This window comes from Bartonella sp. MR30HLJHH (genome assembly GCF_042194195.1).
In the GTDB taxonomy this organism is placed as follows: Bacteria; Pseudomonadota; Alphaproteobacteria; order Rhizobiales; family Rhizobiaceae; genus Bartonella; species Bartonella grahamii.
Window position 1 is genome coordinate 105,689 of sequence record NZ_JBHIMO010000001.1, and the last position, 19,043, is coordinate 124,731.

Consider the following 19,043-nt stretch of genomic DNA (forward strand, 5'->3'; position numbering starts at 1 on the left):
TTATGACGAAATCTTTTATTAAAAAAATATTCTCTTTTAACAAATCTCAAGAGCAGGAAATGGAACAACAGACTTCTATTCCTGATAAAAGCGATATAATGGAAGAAAATAAAGACAAAAATGAAAGGACAAAAAATAACCAAATCTCTGTAGACGCAGAAAAAGAAGAACAAACAAAAAATCGAGAGTTAACACTTACAAAATATGATGAAAAGTCTCCATTTCTAGAATCCCATTCTGATAAAATTCCTCTTTCTGGTAAAATTATTGTCACAGACAACATCCGTGAAAAAAAGAATGAAGAAATTTTATCTGAACCTTCTGTTGAACAAAAAAAGATAGCGTGGTTTGGGCGCCTTAAAAAAAGTCTATCTCTTTCTTCACAACGCCTAAGCGGATCAATTGGCGACCTCTTTGTTAAAAGAAAACTTGATGAAGATACATTGCAAGAGCTCGAAGATATCCTTATCCAAGCTGATCTTGGAGTAGAAACGGCGACACGCATCACAAATACTTTAGCTTCCAGTCGTTACGGAAAAGATCTTTCCCCAGACGATATTCATACTATTGTAGCTGATGAGGTCAAAAAAGTTCTGGAACCTGTTGCAATTCCATTAGAACTTGATCTCAGCTATAAGCCTCATGTTATTTTGCTGGTAGGTGTAAATGGAACTGGAAAGACGACAACAATCGGAAAACTTGCAGCAAAATTAACAGCAGGGGGATTAAAAGTTATGCTTGCAGCTGGTGATACTTTCCGAGCCGCAGCTATTGAGCAATTGCATATTTGGGGTAAACGTACTGATTCTCCTGTTATTTCGACAAAATTGGGTGCAGATGCCGCCAGCTTAGCTTTTGATGCTTATGAAAAAGCAAAAAAAGCAAACAGCGATGTATTAATTATTGATACAGCAGGGCGTTTACAAAATAAATCTGAATTGATGGATGAGTTAGCAAAAATTATTCGTGTTTTAAAGAAACATACCCCCCAAGCACCCCATACAATCCTTCAAACGCTTGATGCAACTACCGGACAGAATGCACTCAATCAAGTGGAAATTTTCCGTGATATTGCTGGTGTTAATGGTTTAGTCATGACAAAGCTGGATGGAACCGCACGAGGAGGAATTCTTGTAGCTATAGCAGCAAAATATAAATTACCCGTTTATTTTATCGGTATAGGAGAAAATATTGAAGACCTTCAACCTTTTTCTGCTTCTGACTTTGCCGAAACTATCGCAGGAAAACATACATGAAACAGCCTTTATCTAACTCTAATTCACGCAATAATTCTGAAAAAAATATGAATAACAATAAGACCCCCCCTCTCTCACCAACCATAAAGTTTCTTTTAGAAATGGGTCCATTGGTTGCCTTCTTTTTTGCCAATTATAAGGGAGAATGGTTAATAAAAAACATTGGATTTTTTCAAAATTTTAGTAAACCTATTTTCCCTGCAACAGCTATTTTTATGATAGCGATTATTATTTCTCTAAGCTTATCATGGATCCTTGCAAGACAAATTCCTATTATGCCTCTTCTTTCAGGAATCTTTGTTCTAGTCTTTGGATTTTTAACTCTTTGGCTTCACAACGATACTTTCATCAAAATGAAACCAACAATTATTAATAGCTTATTTGCGCTCATCCTTTTTGGTGGTATGTGTTTTAAAAAACCACTTTTACGTTATGCTCTTGATTCTACATTAAAACTTGATGATTTAGGCTGGCAAAAACTTACCTATCGTTGGGCATTCTTTTTCGTTTTTCTTGCACTTTTGAATGAAATTATTTGGCGTAATTTTAGCGACAATTTTTGGACAAGTTTTAAAGTATTTGGCGTCATGCCCCTAACAGTCCTCTTTATGCTTACCCAAATGCCTATCATTATGAAACATTCAAAAGGACTTTTCACAGAAGAGGACAAATCTGATTCTTAAAAAAATTCACCACTATATATTATTCTATAGATTCATCACCAAACACTGTTCAGGAGAAAAACATGTTGATTGAACAGTTTATTTGTCGAAAAGATAACTTTGGTGTACTCATTCATGATGAAAAAAGTGGCTACACAGCTGCAATTGATGCTCCTGAAGGTGAAGCGATTCATGACGCCTTAAAACGCCGTAACTGGACACTTCAGACTATTTTTGTAACTCATCATCATCACGACCATGTAGAAGCATTGGAAGAATTAAAACAAGTATACAACGCTATGGTTATCGGACCAGAAGCAGAAAAAGAAAAGATTCATCATCTTGATCAAACACTTCAACCTGATGAAAAACTTCTCTTTGGTTCTCACCCACTTTTGGCTCTTTCAACACCTGGTCACACTTTGGGCGCATTATCTTATTATTTTCCTGAAGAAGGTTTACTCTTTGCTGGAGATACACTTTTCTCACTCGGTTGTGGACGCCTTTTCGAAGGAACACCTGCTCAAATGCTGAACTCTTTAAAAAAGCTTCGTCAACTTCCCGATAAGACACTTCTTTATTGTGGTCATGAATATACCAAAAACAATGCTCTTTTTGCGTTAACACTTGATCCACATAATCAGAAACTTCGTCAAAGAGTAGAAGAAGTTTTTTTGCTACATGCAAAAAATACTATGACTTTACCAGTAACCTTAGGGCAAGAAAAAGCTACCAATCCCTTTCTCCGCTGGAATGACAGTACACTGCGAAGAAGCCTTGCAATGGAAGAAGAAACAGATGAAAACGTCTTTGCTGAAATTCGAAGAAGAAAGGATAATTTTTAACCATGTTTAAGCTCGTGTTACATTTTTTTCCTTTTTCTTTTTGTAATACATACTCAACTAACAATGGCAAAGGAAATAGACAATCAATTTAATTTGCAGCATTTCATTGAAAATTACACCCTAACTGAAGACTTTCTTTTAAAAATGGAACAAATTGGAAAGGAATATGAAAATTTACTGCCAGAGTTTAAAACATCTAATACCCCATATAACAGTAGTATTAAAGAATTTACCGCTTATATTTTTGATCAACCAAAATTAATGAGTATTTAAAAAAACAATAACATCACACCTAAAGATTTTGCTGTTGGTTGCAATATGTTTGAAGGAATATTGATGGCGCTTAGCTGGGGTTTTGAATTTGATGAAAAAAAACTGTTTTTTTAAGCAATTTGGAATTTGGTAAAAAACATATGTATAGAATGCTTGTTATTTAAAAAAAGCGTTGTAAATAGAATTCATGCTACTTTGAACAAATGATTAACTTCGCAGACGGAAAAGTCTTCACTGAAATTTGGAAAAGAAAGGATAAATTTTGATCATGTTTAATTTGGCATTGTGTTTGTTTTTTCTTTTCTCTTTTTTAACATATATTCAAATAACAATGGCAAAGGGAACAAACAATCAATTTGTTCTCTCCCTAGCAGCCATCCAAATATCACTGTAAATTATCCTTTAACAGAATATTTCCTCTTAAAAATAGAATAACTAAAACAAAGAAATTGAGGATTTACCTCCAGAGCCAGAGGTATCCAATACCGGAAATGATAACAGCATTGAAAGACTCATTGCTTCTATTTTTTCTAGATCAAAACTAACAGATCTTTTAAGAAAACATAATCTCTCACCTGAAGATTACATTATTGGTCTCATGACTCTTCAAGCAACTTTGCTGCAATAATAGCCTTTGAAGATAAAGAAATCCTCTTCAATGAAAAAATACTATATCTTCAGATGATTTAAATTTCGATCAAAAATATATCGATAGAATTCGTACTATTTTAGACAATTAACTAGTTTTGCAAACGCCGGCAAATATCATCTAATTGTTCTAGTGAAGAGTAGCGTATTTTTAAATCACCACCTTTTTTGCCATGCCGGATAATCACTTTCATTCCGATAACATCTGCAAGTAATTTTTCTAAAGATTTTGTTTCTGTATCTTTCTCAACAGCAGTTCGTTTTTTGACTTTTGGATTTGCCTGTTCATACGCAAGTATTTCCGTTTGGCGCACAGAAAGCCCTTCGCGAATAATTTTTTCGGCTAAATCCTGTGGATTCTCAACAGTGATAAGACAGCGTGCATGACCAGCGGAAAGTTGTCCATCGGTTAAGAATTGTTGTACTTTTGGTGGAAGTTTTAACAAACGAAGCGTATTAGCAACATGACTGCGACTTTTTCCAATAACTTGCGCTAAATCTGCCTGCGTATATCCATGCTCATTCAGCAAAATTTCATATCCCATTGCTTCTTCGATAGGATTAAGATCGGCACGTTGAACATTTTCAATAATTGCCAATTCCAAAGCCGTTTTATCATCTACATCGCGAATAATAACCGGTAATTTATTTAAATTGGCTCGCTGTGCAGCACGCCAACGCCGTTCGCCAGCAATTAATTCAAACCTATGAGGATGATCACGTGATGGTCTTACAATAACAGGTTGAACAACACCGTGCTGGCGAATTGATTGTGCTAAATTATCAAGTTCTGAATCGGTAAAATGGCGTCGCGGATTATGTGGATTGCACGAAATAGATTCAAGTGGAACAAATCGTTCAGAAACAGGAGAAACTGTATTGGTCTCTGTAAATTTGTCAGCATTTGATGAACGTGTAAGATCGCTGTTTAAACTGATATCCCCAATTAATGCCGCTAATCCACGACCCAGTCTTTTTTTTGATTGATCATCATTCATAATTTTGCTCTTTAAATTTTTAGTTGATTTTTCTAAGCAGCAGCACGTGCTTGTTTTTCACGTTGAATCATTTCTGATGCTAGACGCAAATAAGCTTGGCTCCCAGCACATTTGAGATCATAAAGCAATACAGGTTTGCCAAAAGAGGGCGCTTCTGATACTCTTACATTTCGTGGAATAACAGTACGATAAACCTTATCTCCCATAAAAGAACGTACATCTTCAACAACTTGATTTGAAAGATTATTACGTCCATCATACATTGTTAGAACGATACCTTGGATTTCTAAAGATGGATTAAGTACGGATCGCACTTGTTTTACTGTTTCAAGTAATTGACTTAAACCTTCAAGTGCTAAAAATTCACACTGCATAGGCACTAAAACAGAATCCGCAGCCCCCATAGCATTAAGTGTTAAAAGATTAAGGGAAGGAGGACAATCAATTAAAATATAATTGAATTTTTTTTCCATTTCCGGATCATCATAGAGTGCTTTACGTAAACGTTGTATGCGATCTTGTGATGAAGAAATTTCCATTTCCACACCTAAAAGATCAAGTGTAGAGGGAACTATATAAAGATTAGGTACTGCTGTTTTTAAAGCCGCTTGTGTAATTGAAATTCCCGAAACTAAAACATCATAAGAAGATAAAGGACGGTTATTACGATCAATTCCTAAACCTGTACTAGCATTACCTTGTGGATCAACATCCATAATAAGGACATTTTCACCAATAGCCGCTAAAGCTGTTGCAAGATTAATTGCTGTGGTTGTTTTTCCGACTCCACCCTTTTGGTTTGCAATAGCGATAATTCGTGTTTCGCTCATTTTGCTCTACCCTCTATATGATCGAATATGAGAAATTTCTAAAATAACAGAATTTTCATCAACTTTACTTTTATGTTTTAACAGATCAAAGTGCCAATTGGCAGAGGCATTTTTTATTTCTGTAGCGTAATCCCGACCTTTTTGCAAAAGAGCGATTGTTTTTTCTGTTAATAAAGGAAAAATAAGTTGTAAAAGACTATTGAGCGGCGCTAATCCCCGTGCCGTTATAATATCAGATACGGGAATTTTTTGATATATATCTTCAATTCTAGCGTGATAAACCGTTGCTGGAAGATTAAGTTGAGCAATAACTGTTCGCAAAAAAGCAACTTTTTTCCCATTACTTTCAACAAGATTAATATGTCCTATTTTTTTTTCTTTCAAAAAGATAGCAATCACAATTGCAGGAAAACCTCCTCCTGATCCTAAATCACACCAATGTAATGAATGGGCATACAAAGGAAAAATTTGTGCTGAATCTAGAATATGCCGTATCCATAGATCTGGTATCGTTGTAGCAGATATCAAATTAATATGCGCATTCCATTGAAGTATTAAAGACTCAAACTGAATTAAATTTTCCATCGTTTCACGTGAAACAGAAGGAACAATATTTAATAATTGTTGATATTTTTTTTCTGTAGAAAAATCCATTAAGCTGTTTTAGCCTTTTCACGTCGTTGACGTTGAATATATGTAATAATAAGCGATAACGCGGCGGGTGTCATGCCATCAATTTTTTGTGCATCAGCAATTGAACGCGGCGACATTTCTTGAATTTTTGATTTAAGTTCATTTGAAAGACCTGAAATTGCCTGAATATCAAGAGAAGAAGGAATTTCTAAACGCTCATCCCTCTGAAGAGAAGCAATATCTTGTGCTTGTTTATCTAAATAAACCGCATATTGTGCTTCAATTTCTAAAGATTCTACTGTTTTAGAATCAATTGTTTGTAATTGTGGCCAAAAATCTGAAAGACGTTCTAAAGTCATATGAGGATAAGCAAGAAATTCATAAGCCGAACGCCGAATTCCATCATGATTAACGTGTAATCCATGAGCAGAAGCTTCATTAGGTGTTAAAAAAAGATTTTGACATATTAATCGTGCTTGATCAAGCCGTTGTTGTTTTTTTTGATAACATTTCCAACGTATTTTACTCACAATACCCCATTTTTGTGCCAAAGGTGTTAAACGCGTATCAGCATTATCAGATCGTAAAGATAAACGAAATTCAGCACGTGATGTAAACATTCTATAAGGTTCACAAACACCACGTGAAACCAAATCATCAACCATAACACCAATATAAGCGGTAGAACGACTTATAAGTATTTCATCTAATTTACCTACTTTACGTGCCGCATTTAATCCAGCTAAAAGTCCTTGTGCTGCTGCTTCCTCATATCCTGTTGTACCATTAATTTGGCCTGCTAAGAACAAACCCGGTAAAGAACGTAATTCTAAGCTTTTCGTTAATTGTTGTGGATTAACAAAATCATATTCAATAGCATAACCAGGTTGCAAAACTATAGCATTTTCCAACCCTTCAATGGTTTTCAATAGAGAAATTTGTACATCTTCAGGAAGAGAAGTAGAAAGACCATTTGGATAAACAGTATCATCATTTAATCCTTCTGGTTCCAGAAAGATTTGATGTCCATCACGTTCTCCAAATTTAACAATTTTATCTTCAACAGAAGGACAATAACGTGGTCCTAACCCTTCAATATTTCCAGAATACAAAGCAGAAAGATAAATATTCTCGCGAATAATTTGATGTGTTTTTTCATTTGTACGTGTTATTGCACATTCAATTTGTGGTTGTTCAATTTTCTCTGTTAAAAGAGAAAAGGGAATGGGATTTTCATCTGCTTGTTGTTTTGGAAGATGATCCCAAGCAATTGTTTTTTTACTCAAACGAGCAGGGGTTCCTGTTTTTAATCGACCAAGTTTTATATGATAATTTTTTAAACGTTTAGCAAGTTGCACACTTGACTGATCTCCCATACGCCCAGCAGCCCATGTTTTATCACCAATATGAATAAAGCCATTTAAAAATGTCCCTGTTGTTAAAACAACAGCACCAGATAAAATTGTTCCTTGTTTTTTTAAAATAACACCTGATACAAAATTATCTTTAACAATCAGATCAATAACTTCATCCTCAATAAGAGTAAGATTTTCTTGTTCTTTTAATAATTTTTGAATTTCTTTTTTATAAAGTTGTCGATCCGCCTGTGTCCGTGGTCCTCTTACTGCCGGTCCTTTACGTCTATTAAGTAGTCTAAACTGAATTCCAGCAGCATCTGCTGCTCTTCCCATGAGACCATCTAACGCATCTATTTCACGAACTAGATGCCCTTTTCCAAGTCCACCAATAGCAGGATTACACGACATTGTTCCCAGTGCTGATATTTTATGTGTAACAAGCACTGTTTTGGCTCCTACACGTGCTGAAGCTGAAGCCGCTTCACAGCCAGCATGACCACCACCAACAATAACAACATCATATGATTGCATTTTATTCATTCCGTAGAAAATATTCTAAGGTTTCACGTGAAACAGAATATAAATTACATAATCTTTATAATCTGTCTATGAAATAATCAATGTTTCACGTGAATCATTATTTACCAACACAAAATTCTGAAAAAATAATATCAAGCAAATCTTCAACATCAATATCTCCTGTAATTTTTCCAAGAAAATCACTTGCACAACGGAGATGTTCTGCACGTAAACTGAGATCAAGAGAATGATAATTAAGAGAATATTCAATCTCTTTAACAGCCTCCTTTAATAATTGAAGTTGTCTTTTACGGGCCGGAACAATATTTCCAATTTCAGAAGCACGATGATGACAAAATGATTCAAGTTCTTTGATAAAATAATCAAAATTCAAACCAGTTAATGCGGAAAATTGTATAGACCAATGTTGATCATTTTTTTCATAAAGATCAAGCTTATTGCCAACACACCATATTTCAGCCGATGTTTCTGGTAAATCAACTTGCTTAGGATTTCCTATATCATAAACCAAAATAACCAAATCAGCTTCCCTAACATGCTGTTTAGCAACTTCTATTCCCATTTGTTCTATTTTATTTTCTGTTTTTCTAAAACCAGCAGTATCCGTTAAAAAAATAGGTAAACCGCCCAGAATAATTCTCATTTCTAAAGCATCACGGGTTGTTCCTGCTTCTTCCGTTACAATAGCAACAGATCTTCCTGAAAGACGATTCATAATGCTTGATTTTCCAGAATTTGGAGCACCAGCAATAACAATTTTTAATCCATCACGTAAAATACTAGCACGCTCTCCTTCAGTAATATATTCACGAATAGAAGTACAAAGATTCTCAACATCTTTCCAAACTTTATCAGATATTGCGTTGGGAATATCTGCTTCATCAACAAAATCAAGTTCTGCCTCAATAAAAGCACGCGCCTTCATAAGCTTATGACGCCAATCACGATAAAGCGTCGTTAAATGTCCACTTGTACCCATAACAGCTAAACGCCGTTGGCTTTCCGTTTCTGCTTCTATTAAATCAGCAAGACCTTCTGCTTGAACAAGATCTAATTTTCCTTCCATAAAAGCACGACGTGAAAATTCACCTGCTTCTGCAATACGGCATCCAGAAAATGTCGACAATTCATCGAGAAAACGACTAACAACGGCTTTTCCTCCATGTAAATGGAATTCTGCACAATCTTCCCCAGTAAAACTACGAGGAGCAGGAAAAAAAACAGTTAAACCAGAATCTAAAAAGCTCCCATCATGAGCAGTAAGATTTCCATAATGCATAAAACGTGCTTTAGGTAAACGACCACAAAGCGTTTTAACTATATCCACAACATGAGGACCAGAAAGCCGAATGACTGCAACCCCTGAAGGTAACAATCCACTCGAAACAGCAAAGATTGTATCCACAGGTTTTATCCTAATAAAAACTTTAATGACTCTACGTATTCATTGAATCAAAAAATTCACTATTGTTTTTTGTTTGCTTTAATTTATCAATCAAAAATTCAATTGCATCTGTTACATTCATAGATGCTAAAATACGACGAAGAACAAAAATTTTGTGCAAATCTTGTCGTTCTACCAGAAGTTCTTCCTTACGCGTTCCTGACTTTAAAATATCCATAGCAGGGAAAATACGCTTATCAGCAACTTTTCGATCAAGAACAATTTCAGAATTACCTGTTCCTTTAAATTCTTCAAAAATAACCTCATCCATACGACTTCCTGTATCAATCAAAGCCGTTGCAATAATGGTTAAAGACCCACCTTCTTCAATATTACGTGCTGCACCAAAAAAACGTTTTGGACGCTGGAGAGCATTTGCATCCACACCACCTGTTAAAACTTTACCCGAAGAAGGAACAACTGTATTATATGCACGCCCAAGACGTGTAATAGAATCAAGAAGAATAACAACATCGCGTCCATATTCAACGAGGCGTTTGGCTTTTTCAATGACCATTTCTGCCACTTGTACGTGACGTATTGCAGGTTCATCAAAAGTAGAAGAAACCACTTCTCCTTTTACTGAACGCTGCATATCTGTAACTTCTTCTGGCCGTTCATCAATTAAAAGAACAATGAGATAACATTCAGGATGATTAGTGGTAATGGAATGAGCAATATTTTGAAGTAAAACTGTTTTTCCTGTCCGAGGAGGAGCAACAATTAACCCTCTTTGTCCTTTTCCCAATGGAGATATCAAATCAATCACGCGTGATGACATATCTTTCTCTGTAGGATCTTGTATTTCCATTTGGAAACGCTCATTTGAATAAAGAGGAGTAAGATTATCAAAATGAATTTTATAACGAATCTTTTCAGGTTTTTCGAAATTAATTGTATTAATTTTAAGGAGAGCAAAATAACGTTCTCCCTCTTTTGGACTGCGTATAGGGCCTTCAATAGTATCGCCTGTTTTTAAAGAAAATGACTGTATTTGTGCTGGTGAAAGATAAATATCATCAGGACCAGGAAGATAATTAGCGTCAGCAGATCTTAAAAAACCAAATCCGTCTTGTAAAACTTCAACAACACCCTCTCCTATAATTTCTACATCTTGTAGAGCAAGTTTTTTCAAGATAGCAAACATTAATTCTTGTTTGCGCATAAGTGAGGCATTTTCAACTTCTAATGTTTCAGCAAAAGAAACAAGCTCAACGGGATTTTTGCTTTTAAGTTCTTGTAGTTTCATTTTTTGCATGAAATATGCTCTTTGTAATTAAGGAGAAGATTATCTTAAATAATTTATGGAAATTTATAAATGAAATATTCTTAAGAAAAGAAATATTTTACACTCAATTTTTTCAATCTGCAAGTACCATTTATATGAAATTTATCCCTGTAATATTAAGTAATTATATGAAAAACTTGAAAAAATATAAAATACAATAACAAAAATATGAGTTAGAGTTATAGCATTAATTAAATGCTATTCAAGAGTATTTTTTACAGAAATTTATATTAATAAATTTATATTAAAGAAGGAATTCTTCTTATTTATAACTGTGTTTAGTGTGGATTATTATTTATCCTCAATTTTATCCACAAAAGGAACTAAAAAAAGAATAAAAATAACACTATCTTAAAGATATTATCCCCTCTTTTTTTATAAGAGGTATAAAATTATCACAAGCATTTAATTTGTGCGTAAAAATGAAGAATTTTTCCTAAATTTTTGTTTTATAAAAAACCGCAAAGATATATACACATATCTTAACAAGGAGTTAAAATTTTTGTGACAAAAGAAAAAAAATTCTTTCATTTACACATGCTTTCTGATGCAACGGGAGAAACATTAATCTCTGTTGGAAGAGCTGTAGCATCGCAATATGCAATGAGTCAGGCAACAGAGCATATCTATCCTATGATTCGTAATAAAATACAGTTACAGAAAGCTCTTGATGAAATACAACAAGAGCCAGGTATTGTTCTTTACACAATGATTGATGAAGAATTTAAACTTCTCCTTCAAAAAAGGTGTAAAAAAATAAAAGTTCCCTGTATTGATATATTGCATCCTGTTTTAAATGCTTTTCAGTCTTACCTTGGAATGCCAACACATTTACGTGCAAGCGCACAACATGATCTTAATGCAGATTATTTTCGCCGTATTGAGGCACTGGATTTTACAATAGAGCATGATGATGGACAGTCTTCCAGTAGCTTATCCGAAGCAGATGTGATCCTTGTGGGAATTTCAAGAACCTCTAAAACGCCAACAAGTATCTATTTAGCAAATCGCGGAATAAAAACGGCTAATGTTCCTCTTATTCCTAATATTGATTTGCCAGAATCCCTTTTAGAGGCAAAAAATTCTTTAATTGTTGGTTTAATTGCTTCAGCTGAAAGAATCTCACATATCCGCCAAAATCGAGATTTGGGAGAAGGTTTTGCTCTTGATAGTTATACAAATCGTATCAATATAGCTGAAGAATTAATCTATGCAAAACGCATTTGCGAACGTTTTGGTTGGCCTATTATTGATGTCACAAGACGTTCTATTGAAGAAACTGCTGCTGCAATATTTGAACTTTTATCACGATTTCGTGAAGGAAAATGAGAGAAAATTCTCATGAACGCAGATACGTTAATATTAGCATCTCTTAGTTTTTATCGTGCAAAATTATTAAAAAAAACAGGTTTAAATTTTTTCATTGAAGGAGCCTCTTTTGATGAAAGAGAAGTAGAAAAAAAAGCAAAAGAAAAAACACCTAAAGAACTCAGCTGTTTTCTTGCGAGTGCAAAAGCAAAAAATGTTTCAGATCGTTTTCCTGATGCTTTCGTTATTGGTTGTGATCAAGTGCTTGATTTGGAAGGTAAAGTTTTTCACAAAGCAACAAATATTAAGGGAGCACATCAACGTTTATGTGAGTTATCAGGAAAAACCCATTCTCTTCATAGTGCGGTAGCTTTATTTAAAGATGGTCAAAAAATTTGGGTTGAAGCTTTTAGTGCACATATGTCCGTCCGTTTGCTTTCGTCAGAATTTATTGAACGTTATTTAGCACGCGTAGGAAAAGATGTTCTAAACAGCGTGGGAGTATATCAAATTGAAAGGGAAGGGATTCATCTCTTTGAAAAAATTGATGGAGATTTTTTTACCATTGTTGGTTTACCTTTGCTGCCTCTACTCATAAAACTGCGTCATTTAGGAATTATTGATGGTTGACTTAACAATAAAAAAAATAAATTATCCGCGTGCTTTTGTTGTTGGTTCTCCAATTCATCATTCAAAATCGCCAAAAATTCACAATTTTTGGCTTAAAAAATATGATTTACAAGGAGAATATCTTGCACAAGAAGTAACATCTGAAGAATTTAGTCATTTTATTGCGTCTTTACAAAAAATAGGCTTTTGTGGGGGAAATGTTACTTTGCCTTATAAACAAGAAGCTTTTCGTTTAGCAGATTATAAAGATGAGAGAGCAACAATGATTGGTGCTGTTAATACACTTTGGTATGAAGGAGATAAGCTTTGTGCCACGAATAGCGATGCCTATGGTTTTAGCGCTAATCTTGATGATTTTGCATCTGATTGGGGAGGGGAAACAGCTCTTGTTTTTGGAGCAGGTGGTGCCGCACGCGCTATCATATATGCCTTAAAAAAACGCGGATTTGAACAGATTTATTTGATTAACCGTACAAAACAACGCGCCGATAATTTAGCTCAGCATTTTGGAAAAACCATTAAAGTTTACGATTGGCATAAAATCCATGAAATACTCCATCAAGCTGATTTGATTGTTAATACAACCTCTATTGGCATAAAAAATCCAGAAGAAAAAAGTGATTCTTTTTTTTGCGATTTTCATAAAGCAAAAAAAACGGTGTTAGTAACAGATATTATTTATACACCATTGATAACTCCTTTTTTACAACAGGCAAAGGCTTGTGATCTCAAGACGGTTGATGGGCTTGGGATGCTTCTACATCAGGCTGTTATAGGGTTTGAACAGTGGTTTGGAATAAGACCACAGGTAACAAAAGCGTTACGGACAGCCATTTTAGAGGATATGAGTGAAAAAAGAGAATGAAGATCATAGGATTAACAGGATCAATTGCTATGGGAAAATCAACAGTTGCTGATTTTTTCAAGCAAGCAGGTATTTCTGTTTTTAGTGCTGATGAAGCAGTACAACAGCTTTATAAAAGTGAGCCAGCTTTGTCATTCATAGAGCATATTTTTCCAGGTGTTGTTGAAAACGGTGAAGTTAACCGTTTGAAACTTTCTGAAATTTTGATTGATAATAAGGAAAAATTACAAACATTAGAAAAAATAATTCATCCTTTGGTGCAAGAAAAAGAAAGGGAATTTATTGATATAGCGTGTGAACAGGGAAAAAAATTAGTTATTCTTGATATTCCACTTCTATTTGAAAAAAATGGTGAAAGTCGTGTGGATAGCGTTATTGTTGTTTCTGCCCCACCAGAAATACAAAAAGAACGTGTAATGATTCGCAAAGGTATGAATGAGAAAAAATTTGCCTTTATCAATGCTCAACAAATGCCGGATGAAAAAAAACGAGAACGTGCTGATTTTATTATTTATACAGGAAAAGATTTAGAGAATACACGTCAACAGGTTTTTGATGTGATAAAAAAACTAAAGAATTGAAGTCATGCGGGAAATTATTTTTGATACAGAAACAACAGGTTTAGATAAAGAAAAAGATCGCATAATCGAAATTGGTTGTGTAGAAATGGTTGATCGTTATCTTACGGGACGTCAATTTCATGTTTATTTAAACCCTGAAGGCGTTATTATTCCTGATGAAGTCGTAGCAATTCACGGATTAACCAATGAACGCCTAAAAAACGAGAAAAATTTTAGTGATATTGTTGATGAATTTTTGGAATTTATTAAAGGCGCGACAATGATTGCGCATAATGCGAGTTTTGATATTGGTTTTATTAATGCAGAATTAAAACGCGTCAACAAACCGCTCATCAGTGTTGATAATATTCTTGATACACTGGCTATGGCACGGCGTAAATTCCCTATGGGTCCTAATTCTCTTGATATTTTATGCAAACGTTTTGGAATTGATAACAGCCATCGTGTTCTTCATGGTGCTTTGCTTGATGCAGAGATTCTAGCCGATGTTTATATTGAACTGATCGGTGGAAAACAAGGTGTCTTGGGTTTTGGTAATAGAAGGGGTGTTGATGAACATATCCAGAATGATAAAGATACATCTTATGCAGTTAAAATTCGCCCACAGGCTTTACCTTCAAGATTGAGTACGCAAGAAAAAAGGTTGCACGCTGATTTTATTAACAAGATAGGTGAAAAAGCTCTGTGGAATAACTTCAAAATTCATGAATAACATCATCTTTTCTCTAAAAAAGTCACCATTTAAATTAAAGAATATGGATGTCAAAAAAACGGTCGTTGTGGGGAGGGGAACACCACAACGACCCTGTCGCTACATCGTACCTCAGCTATCATAGGAGGAGCAAAATGAAAGCTATTAATCCTGTAACAGCAAAGAAAAGCTCTAGGTACTTAATATAAAGTGCAACGACTTCATGTCTTATGAAAAGAAAAAATGGCTTTTTAGAGGCAAAGTGAAAAAAATATATAAGGGTAATTTGCTTTTTTAGCTGAAATGGAGAAATAAAATTGTCATGAAAGCAACAGATCATCTTTTTTTGGTTGACGGATCAGGCTATGTTTTTCGTGCTTATTATGCTTTGCCGCCTTTAAAACGTAAAAAGGATGGACTTCCTGTAGGAGCAGTAGCTGGTTTTTGCAATATGTTATGGAAATTACTTTGTGATGCTCGTAATACAGCGACTGGTATTGTTCCAACACATTTTGCTGTTATTTTTGATTATTCATCTGATACTTTTCGGAAACAAATTTATCCTGAATATAAAGCGAATCGCGCTGAACCTCCTGAAGATCTAATTCCTCAATTCGCGCTGATACGTCAAGCAACGAAAGCTTTTAATTTGCCTTGTATTGAAAAGGAAGGCTTTGAAGCGGATGATTTGATTGCTACCTATGCAAAATTGGCAACAAAGGTTGGGGCAAAAACAACCATTATTTCTTCTGATAAGGATCTTATGCAACTCGTAAATACGCATGTATCTTTATATGATGGAATGAAAGACAAGCATATAGGTATATCAGAAGTTGTAGAAAAATGGGGTGTTGCACCTGAAAAAATGATTGATTTACAAGCATTAATTGGAGATTCAACGGATAATGTACCGGGCATTCCAGGCATTGGTCCAAAAACTGCAGCTCAGTTGTTAGATCAGTTTGATTCTCTTGATCTTTTATTGCAAAACGTAACAGAAATTAAACAAACAAAACGACGTGAAAACATTCAAGCTTATAGAGAACAAGTTAAAATTTCTCGTGAACTTGTTAGGCTTAAAACAGATGTTCCTATAGATAGTGATTTAGATGATTTTATTTTGGAGCCACAAGATGGTCCACGTTTAATTGCTTTTTTGAAAGCGATGGAATTTTCAACATTAACGCGTCGCGTGGCAGAGGCAACGTCATGCGATGCGGCTGTTATTGATGCACTTAATATAGATGTTGAATGGGAAAAACTGAGCCACGGGCGTGATTCTGATATCAAGAATACTGAGCGCGCATCTCTTCATAATTTTTCTGAAAATTCTCCACAAGTTTTTGCACAAAAACGTAAAGATCAAGCGCTGACTCAAAAAATTACAAGAGATGCTTATACAACAATTCTTGATGAAGAAATTTTAAAAGATTGGTTATCACAAGCACAAGAGCAGGGTTTTTTCGCTTTTAATACTGAAACAACATCTCTTGATCCGATGCAAGCAAAGCTTGTTGGTTTTTCACTCGCATTACAGCCAGAAAAAGCAGCTTATATACCCCTTGAACATTTTTATGAAGGAGAAGAGGACCTTTTGAGGGGCGGGCGCATTGCCTCGCAGATTGAGACCCGAAAAGCTTTAGCACTTTTAAAACCGATATTAGAAGATTCATCGGTGTTAAAAATTGGTCAAAATATAAAATATGATTGGTTGGTGATGAAGCAATACAACATTATTGTAAGCTCTTTTGATGATACCATGCTTTTATCATATGCTTTTGATGCTGGAACATTAACCCATAATATGGATGATTTGTCTGAACGTTGGCTTGAGCATAAACCAATTTCCTATAAAGACTTAACGCATAACGGAAAAAAAATTACTTCTTTTGCACAAGTAGATTTAAAACAAGCAACCCTTTATGCGGCGGAACGTGCTGATATAACGCTACGCCTTTGGCAAGTATTAAAACCGCAACTTGTTGCTCGTGGAATGACAAAAATTTATGAACGTCTTGATCGACCCCTTGTAGAAGTTCTTGCAAGAATGGAAGAACGTGGGATTCTTATTGACCGGCAGATTTTATTGCGTCTTTCAGGAGAATTGGCACAATCTGCTTTGATTCTAGAAGAGGAAATTTACAAACAAGCTGATGAAAAGTTTAATCTTGCTTCGCCAAAGCAATTAGGGGATATCCTTTTTGGCAAAATGGGATTATCTGGAGGCGCTAAAACTAAGGGTGGACAATGGTCAACTTCTGCACAGACCTTAGAAGAGTTGGCTGCTGAAGGTCATGTTTTACCGCGTAAAATTATTGAGTGGCGTCAACTTGCAAAGCTAAAATCTACCTATACAGATGCCTTGCCTTCTTATATTTTTTCAAAAACAGGGCGAGTTCACACGAATTATTCTTTGGCAATAACATCAACAGGGCGGTTATCATCATCAGAGCCAAATTTGCAAAATATTCCAGTGCGGACTGCTGAAGGACGTAAAATTCGAACAGCTTTTATTGCTCCCAAAAGACATGTGTTACTTTCTGCTGATTATAGTCAGATTGAATTGCGTATTCTTGCACATATTGCCGATATAAAAGCATTAAAAGAAGCTTTTGCTAAAGGGCATGATATTCACGCTATAACGGCATCACAAATGTTTGGTGTTGCGATAGAAGGAATGCATTCAGATATACGACGGCGTGCAAAAGCGATTAATTTTGGTATTATTTATGGTATTTCAGCTTTTGGATTAGCCAATCAATTGGGAATTTCACGCCAAGAAGCGGGTCGTTATATTCAACTGTATTTTGAAAGATTTCCAGGAATTAAAGATTATATGGAGAAGACCAAAATCTTTGCACGTGAAAATGGTTACGTAGAAACAATTTTTGGACGTCGTATCCATTATCCAGAAATAAAAGCAAAGAATGTAAAAATTCGTTCTCTTAATGAGCGAGCAGCTATCAATGCTCCAATTCAAGGTTCCGCGGCTGATATTATTCGCCGCGCTATGATACAGATGGAAAATGCTTTAAAAGAAGAAAAACTATCAGCAAAAATGTTGCTGCAAGTGCATGATGAACTGATTTTTGAAGTACCAGAAGAAGAGAGTAAAAAAACCATGGCTGTTGTTAAAAATGTTATGGAAAATGCTACAATGCCGATTTTATCTTTATCTGTACCGCTTGAAGTAAAAGTCATGACGGCTCAAAATTGGGATGAGGCACATTAATTTTTTTATTTATTTTTAAGAATGTTTATTGCGTTGGAAAGATTAAGATATGCTTTGATAGGCAAATGATCTGAAGCAATGCGTGCAAGCGGTGAATGATGATTTTCAATACTTGTTACCAATTGGTGGGGAAAAGAAAAAATTCTATCAAGGGCTAAAAAAGGAAAGCGAGATGGAAAACTTGCTACAACTTCAAAAGTGCTATCAAAATAGGGAGAAAAATGATTTAAAGATGAGCCTTTTCCCATCCGCCATTCATTAAAATCTCCTATGAGGAGTGTAGGCATAAGGGAGCGTTTTTGGAAAATTTCAAGGAGCATTTTTGTTTGTTGTTTACGAGAGTAACGCAATAAGCCAAAATGAGCCGCAATAATACGAATAGGGCCTGCTGCCATTTCCAACTCTACAATTACAGCCCCACGTGGTTCAATACTAGGCAGAGTGACTTGTAAAGTATCACGTACATATCCCTTTCGCAAAAAAAGAGCATTCCCATGCCAACCGTGTCCATGAGGTGACATAGTATTAAGAGGTACAGGAATCAAACCGGTTTCAGCTTTTAATAGTTGAAGATTAATCAAACCGACCCGTTCTCCAAAACGTCTATCTGCTTCTTGAAGAGCAAGGATATCAACTTGTAATTCAGTAATAACACGGACAATTCTTGTAGGATTAAAAATTTTATCAACACCTACACATTTATGCACATTATAGGAAGCAACAGTCAGATCATAATTACTATTTTGATTGATGATATTTGATTGATGATGAGAGCGGCTGTGAATTGCATTTAAAAGGGAGCTATGGAGTTTTTGTTGGATAAAACCGGTAAACCAAGGGAATTTTTGCTTATAAGGTATTTTTGTCATTTTGCGAAAAGAATAGTCCCTAAGAGGCAAAGGGTAAAGATTTACACTAAAAACAAAAGAACCTTGTCTCTTTTAGAAACAAGGTTCTTTAA

General features: G+C 35.1%; 17 protein-coding genes. 10 read left to right on the top strand and 7 right to left on the bottom strand.

Translation table 11 applies throughout. The features are described 5' to 3' along the window. Positions 1-2 precede the first annotated feature (2 nt). From ftsY to ACFIKR_RS00470, 4 genes are all read left to right on the top strand, one after another. Complete coding sequence (ftsY, locus tag ACFIKR_RS00455) at positions 3-1,256, top strand: signal recognition particle-docking protein FtsY (RefSeq protein ID WP_375658397.1); 1,254 nt, start codon at positions 3-5, stop codon at positions 1,254-1,256. Next, positions 1,253-1,939: a septation protein A gene (locus ACFIKR_RS00460; protein ID WP_375635351.1), complete on the top strand. Its 687-nt coding sequence runs from the start codon at positions 1,253-1,255 to the stop codon at positions 1,937-1,939. Before ftsY ends, ACFIKR_RS00460 begins: the two co-directional genes overlap by 4 nt. Before the next feature lie 62 nt (positions 1,940-2,001). Further along, on the top strand, positions 2,002-2,763 hold the full coding sequence (gene gloB, locus ACFIKR_RS00465; protein ID WP_375658398.1) for a hydroxyacylglutathione hydrolase: 762 nt from the start codon (positions 2,002-2,004) through the stop codon (positions 2,761-2,763). Between the two features lie 63 nt (positions 2,764-2,826). Then, positions 2,827-3,036, top strand: coding sequence for a hypothetical protein (locus ACFIKR_RS00470; protein ID WP_375658399.1), 210 nt, complete (start codon positions 2,827-2,829; stop codon positions 3,034-3,036). A 740-nt stretch (positions 3,037-3,776) separates the two neighbouring features. On the opposite strand, the gene ACFIKR_RS00475 is transcribed toward ACFIKR_RS00470, so the two are convergent. From ACFIKR_RS00475 to rho, 6 genes are all read right to left on the bottom strand, one after another. Further along, positions 3,777-4,682 carry a ParB/RepB/Spo0J family partition protein gene (locus tag ACFIKR_RS00475; RefSeq protein ID WP_375658400.1) on the bottom strand — a complete coding sequence of 302 codons (906 nt, stop codon included), beginning with the start codon at positions 4,680-4,682 and terminating at the stop codon, positions 3,777-3,779. A gap of 32 nt (positions 4,683-4,714) precedes the next feature. Then, positions 4,715-5,512, bottom strand: a complete 798-nt coding sequence (locus ACFIKR_RS00480; RefSeq protein WP_375619185.1) for a ParA family protein — start codon at positions 5,510-5,512, stop codon at positions 4,715-4,717. Positions 5,513-5,518: 6 nt separating this feature from the next. Continuing rightward, positions 5,519-6,166, bottom strand: coding sequence for a 16S rRNA (guanine(527)-N(7))-methyltransferase RsmG (gene rsmG, locus ACFIKR_RS00485; protein ID WP_375658401.1), 648 nt, complete (start codon positions 6,164-6,166; stop codon positions 5,519-5,521). After that, positions 6,166-8,034: a tRNA uridine-5-carboxymethylaminomethyl(34) synthesis enzyme MnmG gene (gene mnmG, locus ACFIKR_RS00490; protein ID WP_375658402.1), complete on the bottom strand. Its 1,869-nt coding sequence runs from the start codon at positions 8,032-8,034 to the stop codon at positions 6,166-6,168. The genes rsmG and mnmG overlap by 1 nt, the downstream gene beginning before the upstream one ends. Positions 8,035-8,140: 106 nt before the next feature. Continuing rightward, the gene (mnmE, locus tag ACFIKR_RS00495) at positions 8,141-9,448 is read right to left on the bottom strand and encodes a tRNA uridine-5-carboxymethylaminomethyl(34) synthesis GTPase MnmE (RefSeq protein ID WP_375658403.1); all 1,308 of its coding nucleotides are present in this window, start codon (positions 9,446-9,448) and stop codon (positions 8,141-8,143) included. Between the two features lie 31 nt (positions 9,449-9,479). Beyond that, a complete protein-coding gene (rho, locus tag ACFIKR_RS00500) occupies positions 9,480-10,745 on the bottom strand; it encodes a transcription termination factor Rho (RefSeq protein ID WP_015857121.1) in 1,266 nt (421 codons plus the stop codon). Between the two features lie 534 nt (positions 10,746-11,279). Here rho and ACFIKR_RS00505 point away from each other — a divergent pair. From ACFIKR_RS00505 to polA, 6 genes are all read left to right on the top strand, one after another. After that, positions 11,280-12,104, top strand: a complete 825-nt coding sequence (locus ACFIKR_RS00505) for a pyruvate, water dikinase regulatory protein (RefSeq protein WP_375658404.1) — start codon at positions 11,280-11,282, stop codon at positions 12,102-12,104. A gap of 12 nt (positions 12,105-12,116) precedes the next feature. Beyond that, positions 12,117-12,713, top strand: a complete 597-nt coding sequence (locus ACFIKR_RS00510; protein ID WP_375658405.1) for a Maf family nucleotide pyrophosphatase — start codon at positions 12,117-12,119, stop codon at positions 12,711-12,713. Continuing rightward, the gene (locus ACFIKR_RS00515; protein ID WP_375658406.1) at positions 12,706-13,578 is read left to right on the top strand and encodes a shikimate dehydrogenase; all 873 of its coding nucleotides are present in this window, start codon (positions 12,706-12,708) and stop codon (positions 13,576-13,578) included. The genes ACFIKR_RS00510 and ACFIKR_RS00515 overlap by 8 nt, the downstream gene beginning before the upstream one ends. Then, complete coding sequence (gene coaE / locus ACFIKR_RS00520) at positions 13,575-14,159, top strand: dephospho-CoA kinase (RefSeq protein WP_375658407.1); 585 nt, start codon at positions 13,575-13,577, stop codon at positions 14,157-14,159. Before ACFIKR_RS00515 ends, coaE begins: the two co-directional genes overlap by 4 nt. Positions 14,160-14,163: 4 nt before the next feature. After that, positions 14,164-14,871, top strand: coding sequence for a DNA polymerase III subunit epsilon (gene dnaQ / locus ACFIKR_RS00525; RefSeq protein WP_375658408.1), 708 nt, complete (start codon positions 14,164-14,166; stop codon positions 14,869-14,871). 301 nt (positions 14,872-15,172) lie between these two features. Beyond that, positions 15,173-18,082, top strand: a complete 2,910-nt coding sequence (gene polA, locus ACFIKR_RS00530; protein WP_375658409.1) for a DNA polymerase I — start codon at positions 15,173-15,175, stop codon at positions 18,080-18,082. Between the two features lie 5 nt (positions 18,083-18,087). Here the strand turns inward: polA and ACFIKR_RS00535 are convergent, their stop codons facing one another. Continuing rightward, positions 18,088-18,951, bottom strand: coding sequence for an endonuclease/exonuclease/phosphatase family protein (locus tag ACFIKR_RS00535; RefSeq protein ID WP_375658410.1), 864 nt, complete (start codon positions 18,949-18,951; stop codon positions 18,088-18,090). Positions 18,952-19,043 lie beyond the last annotated feature (92 nt).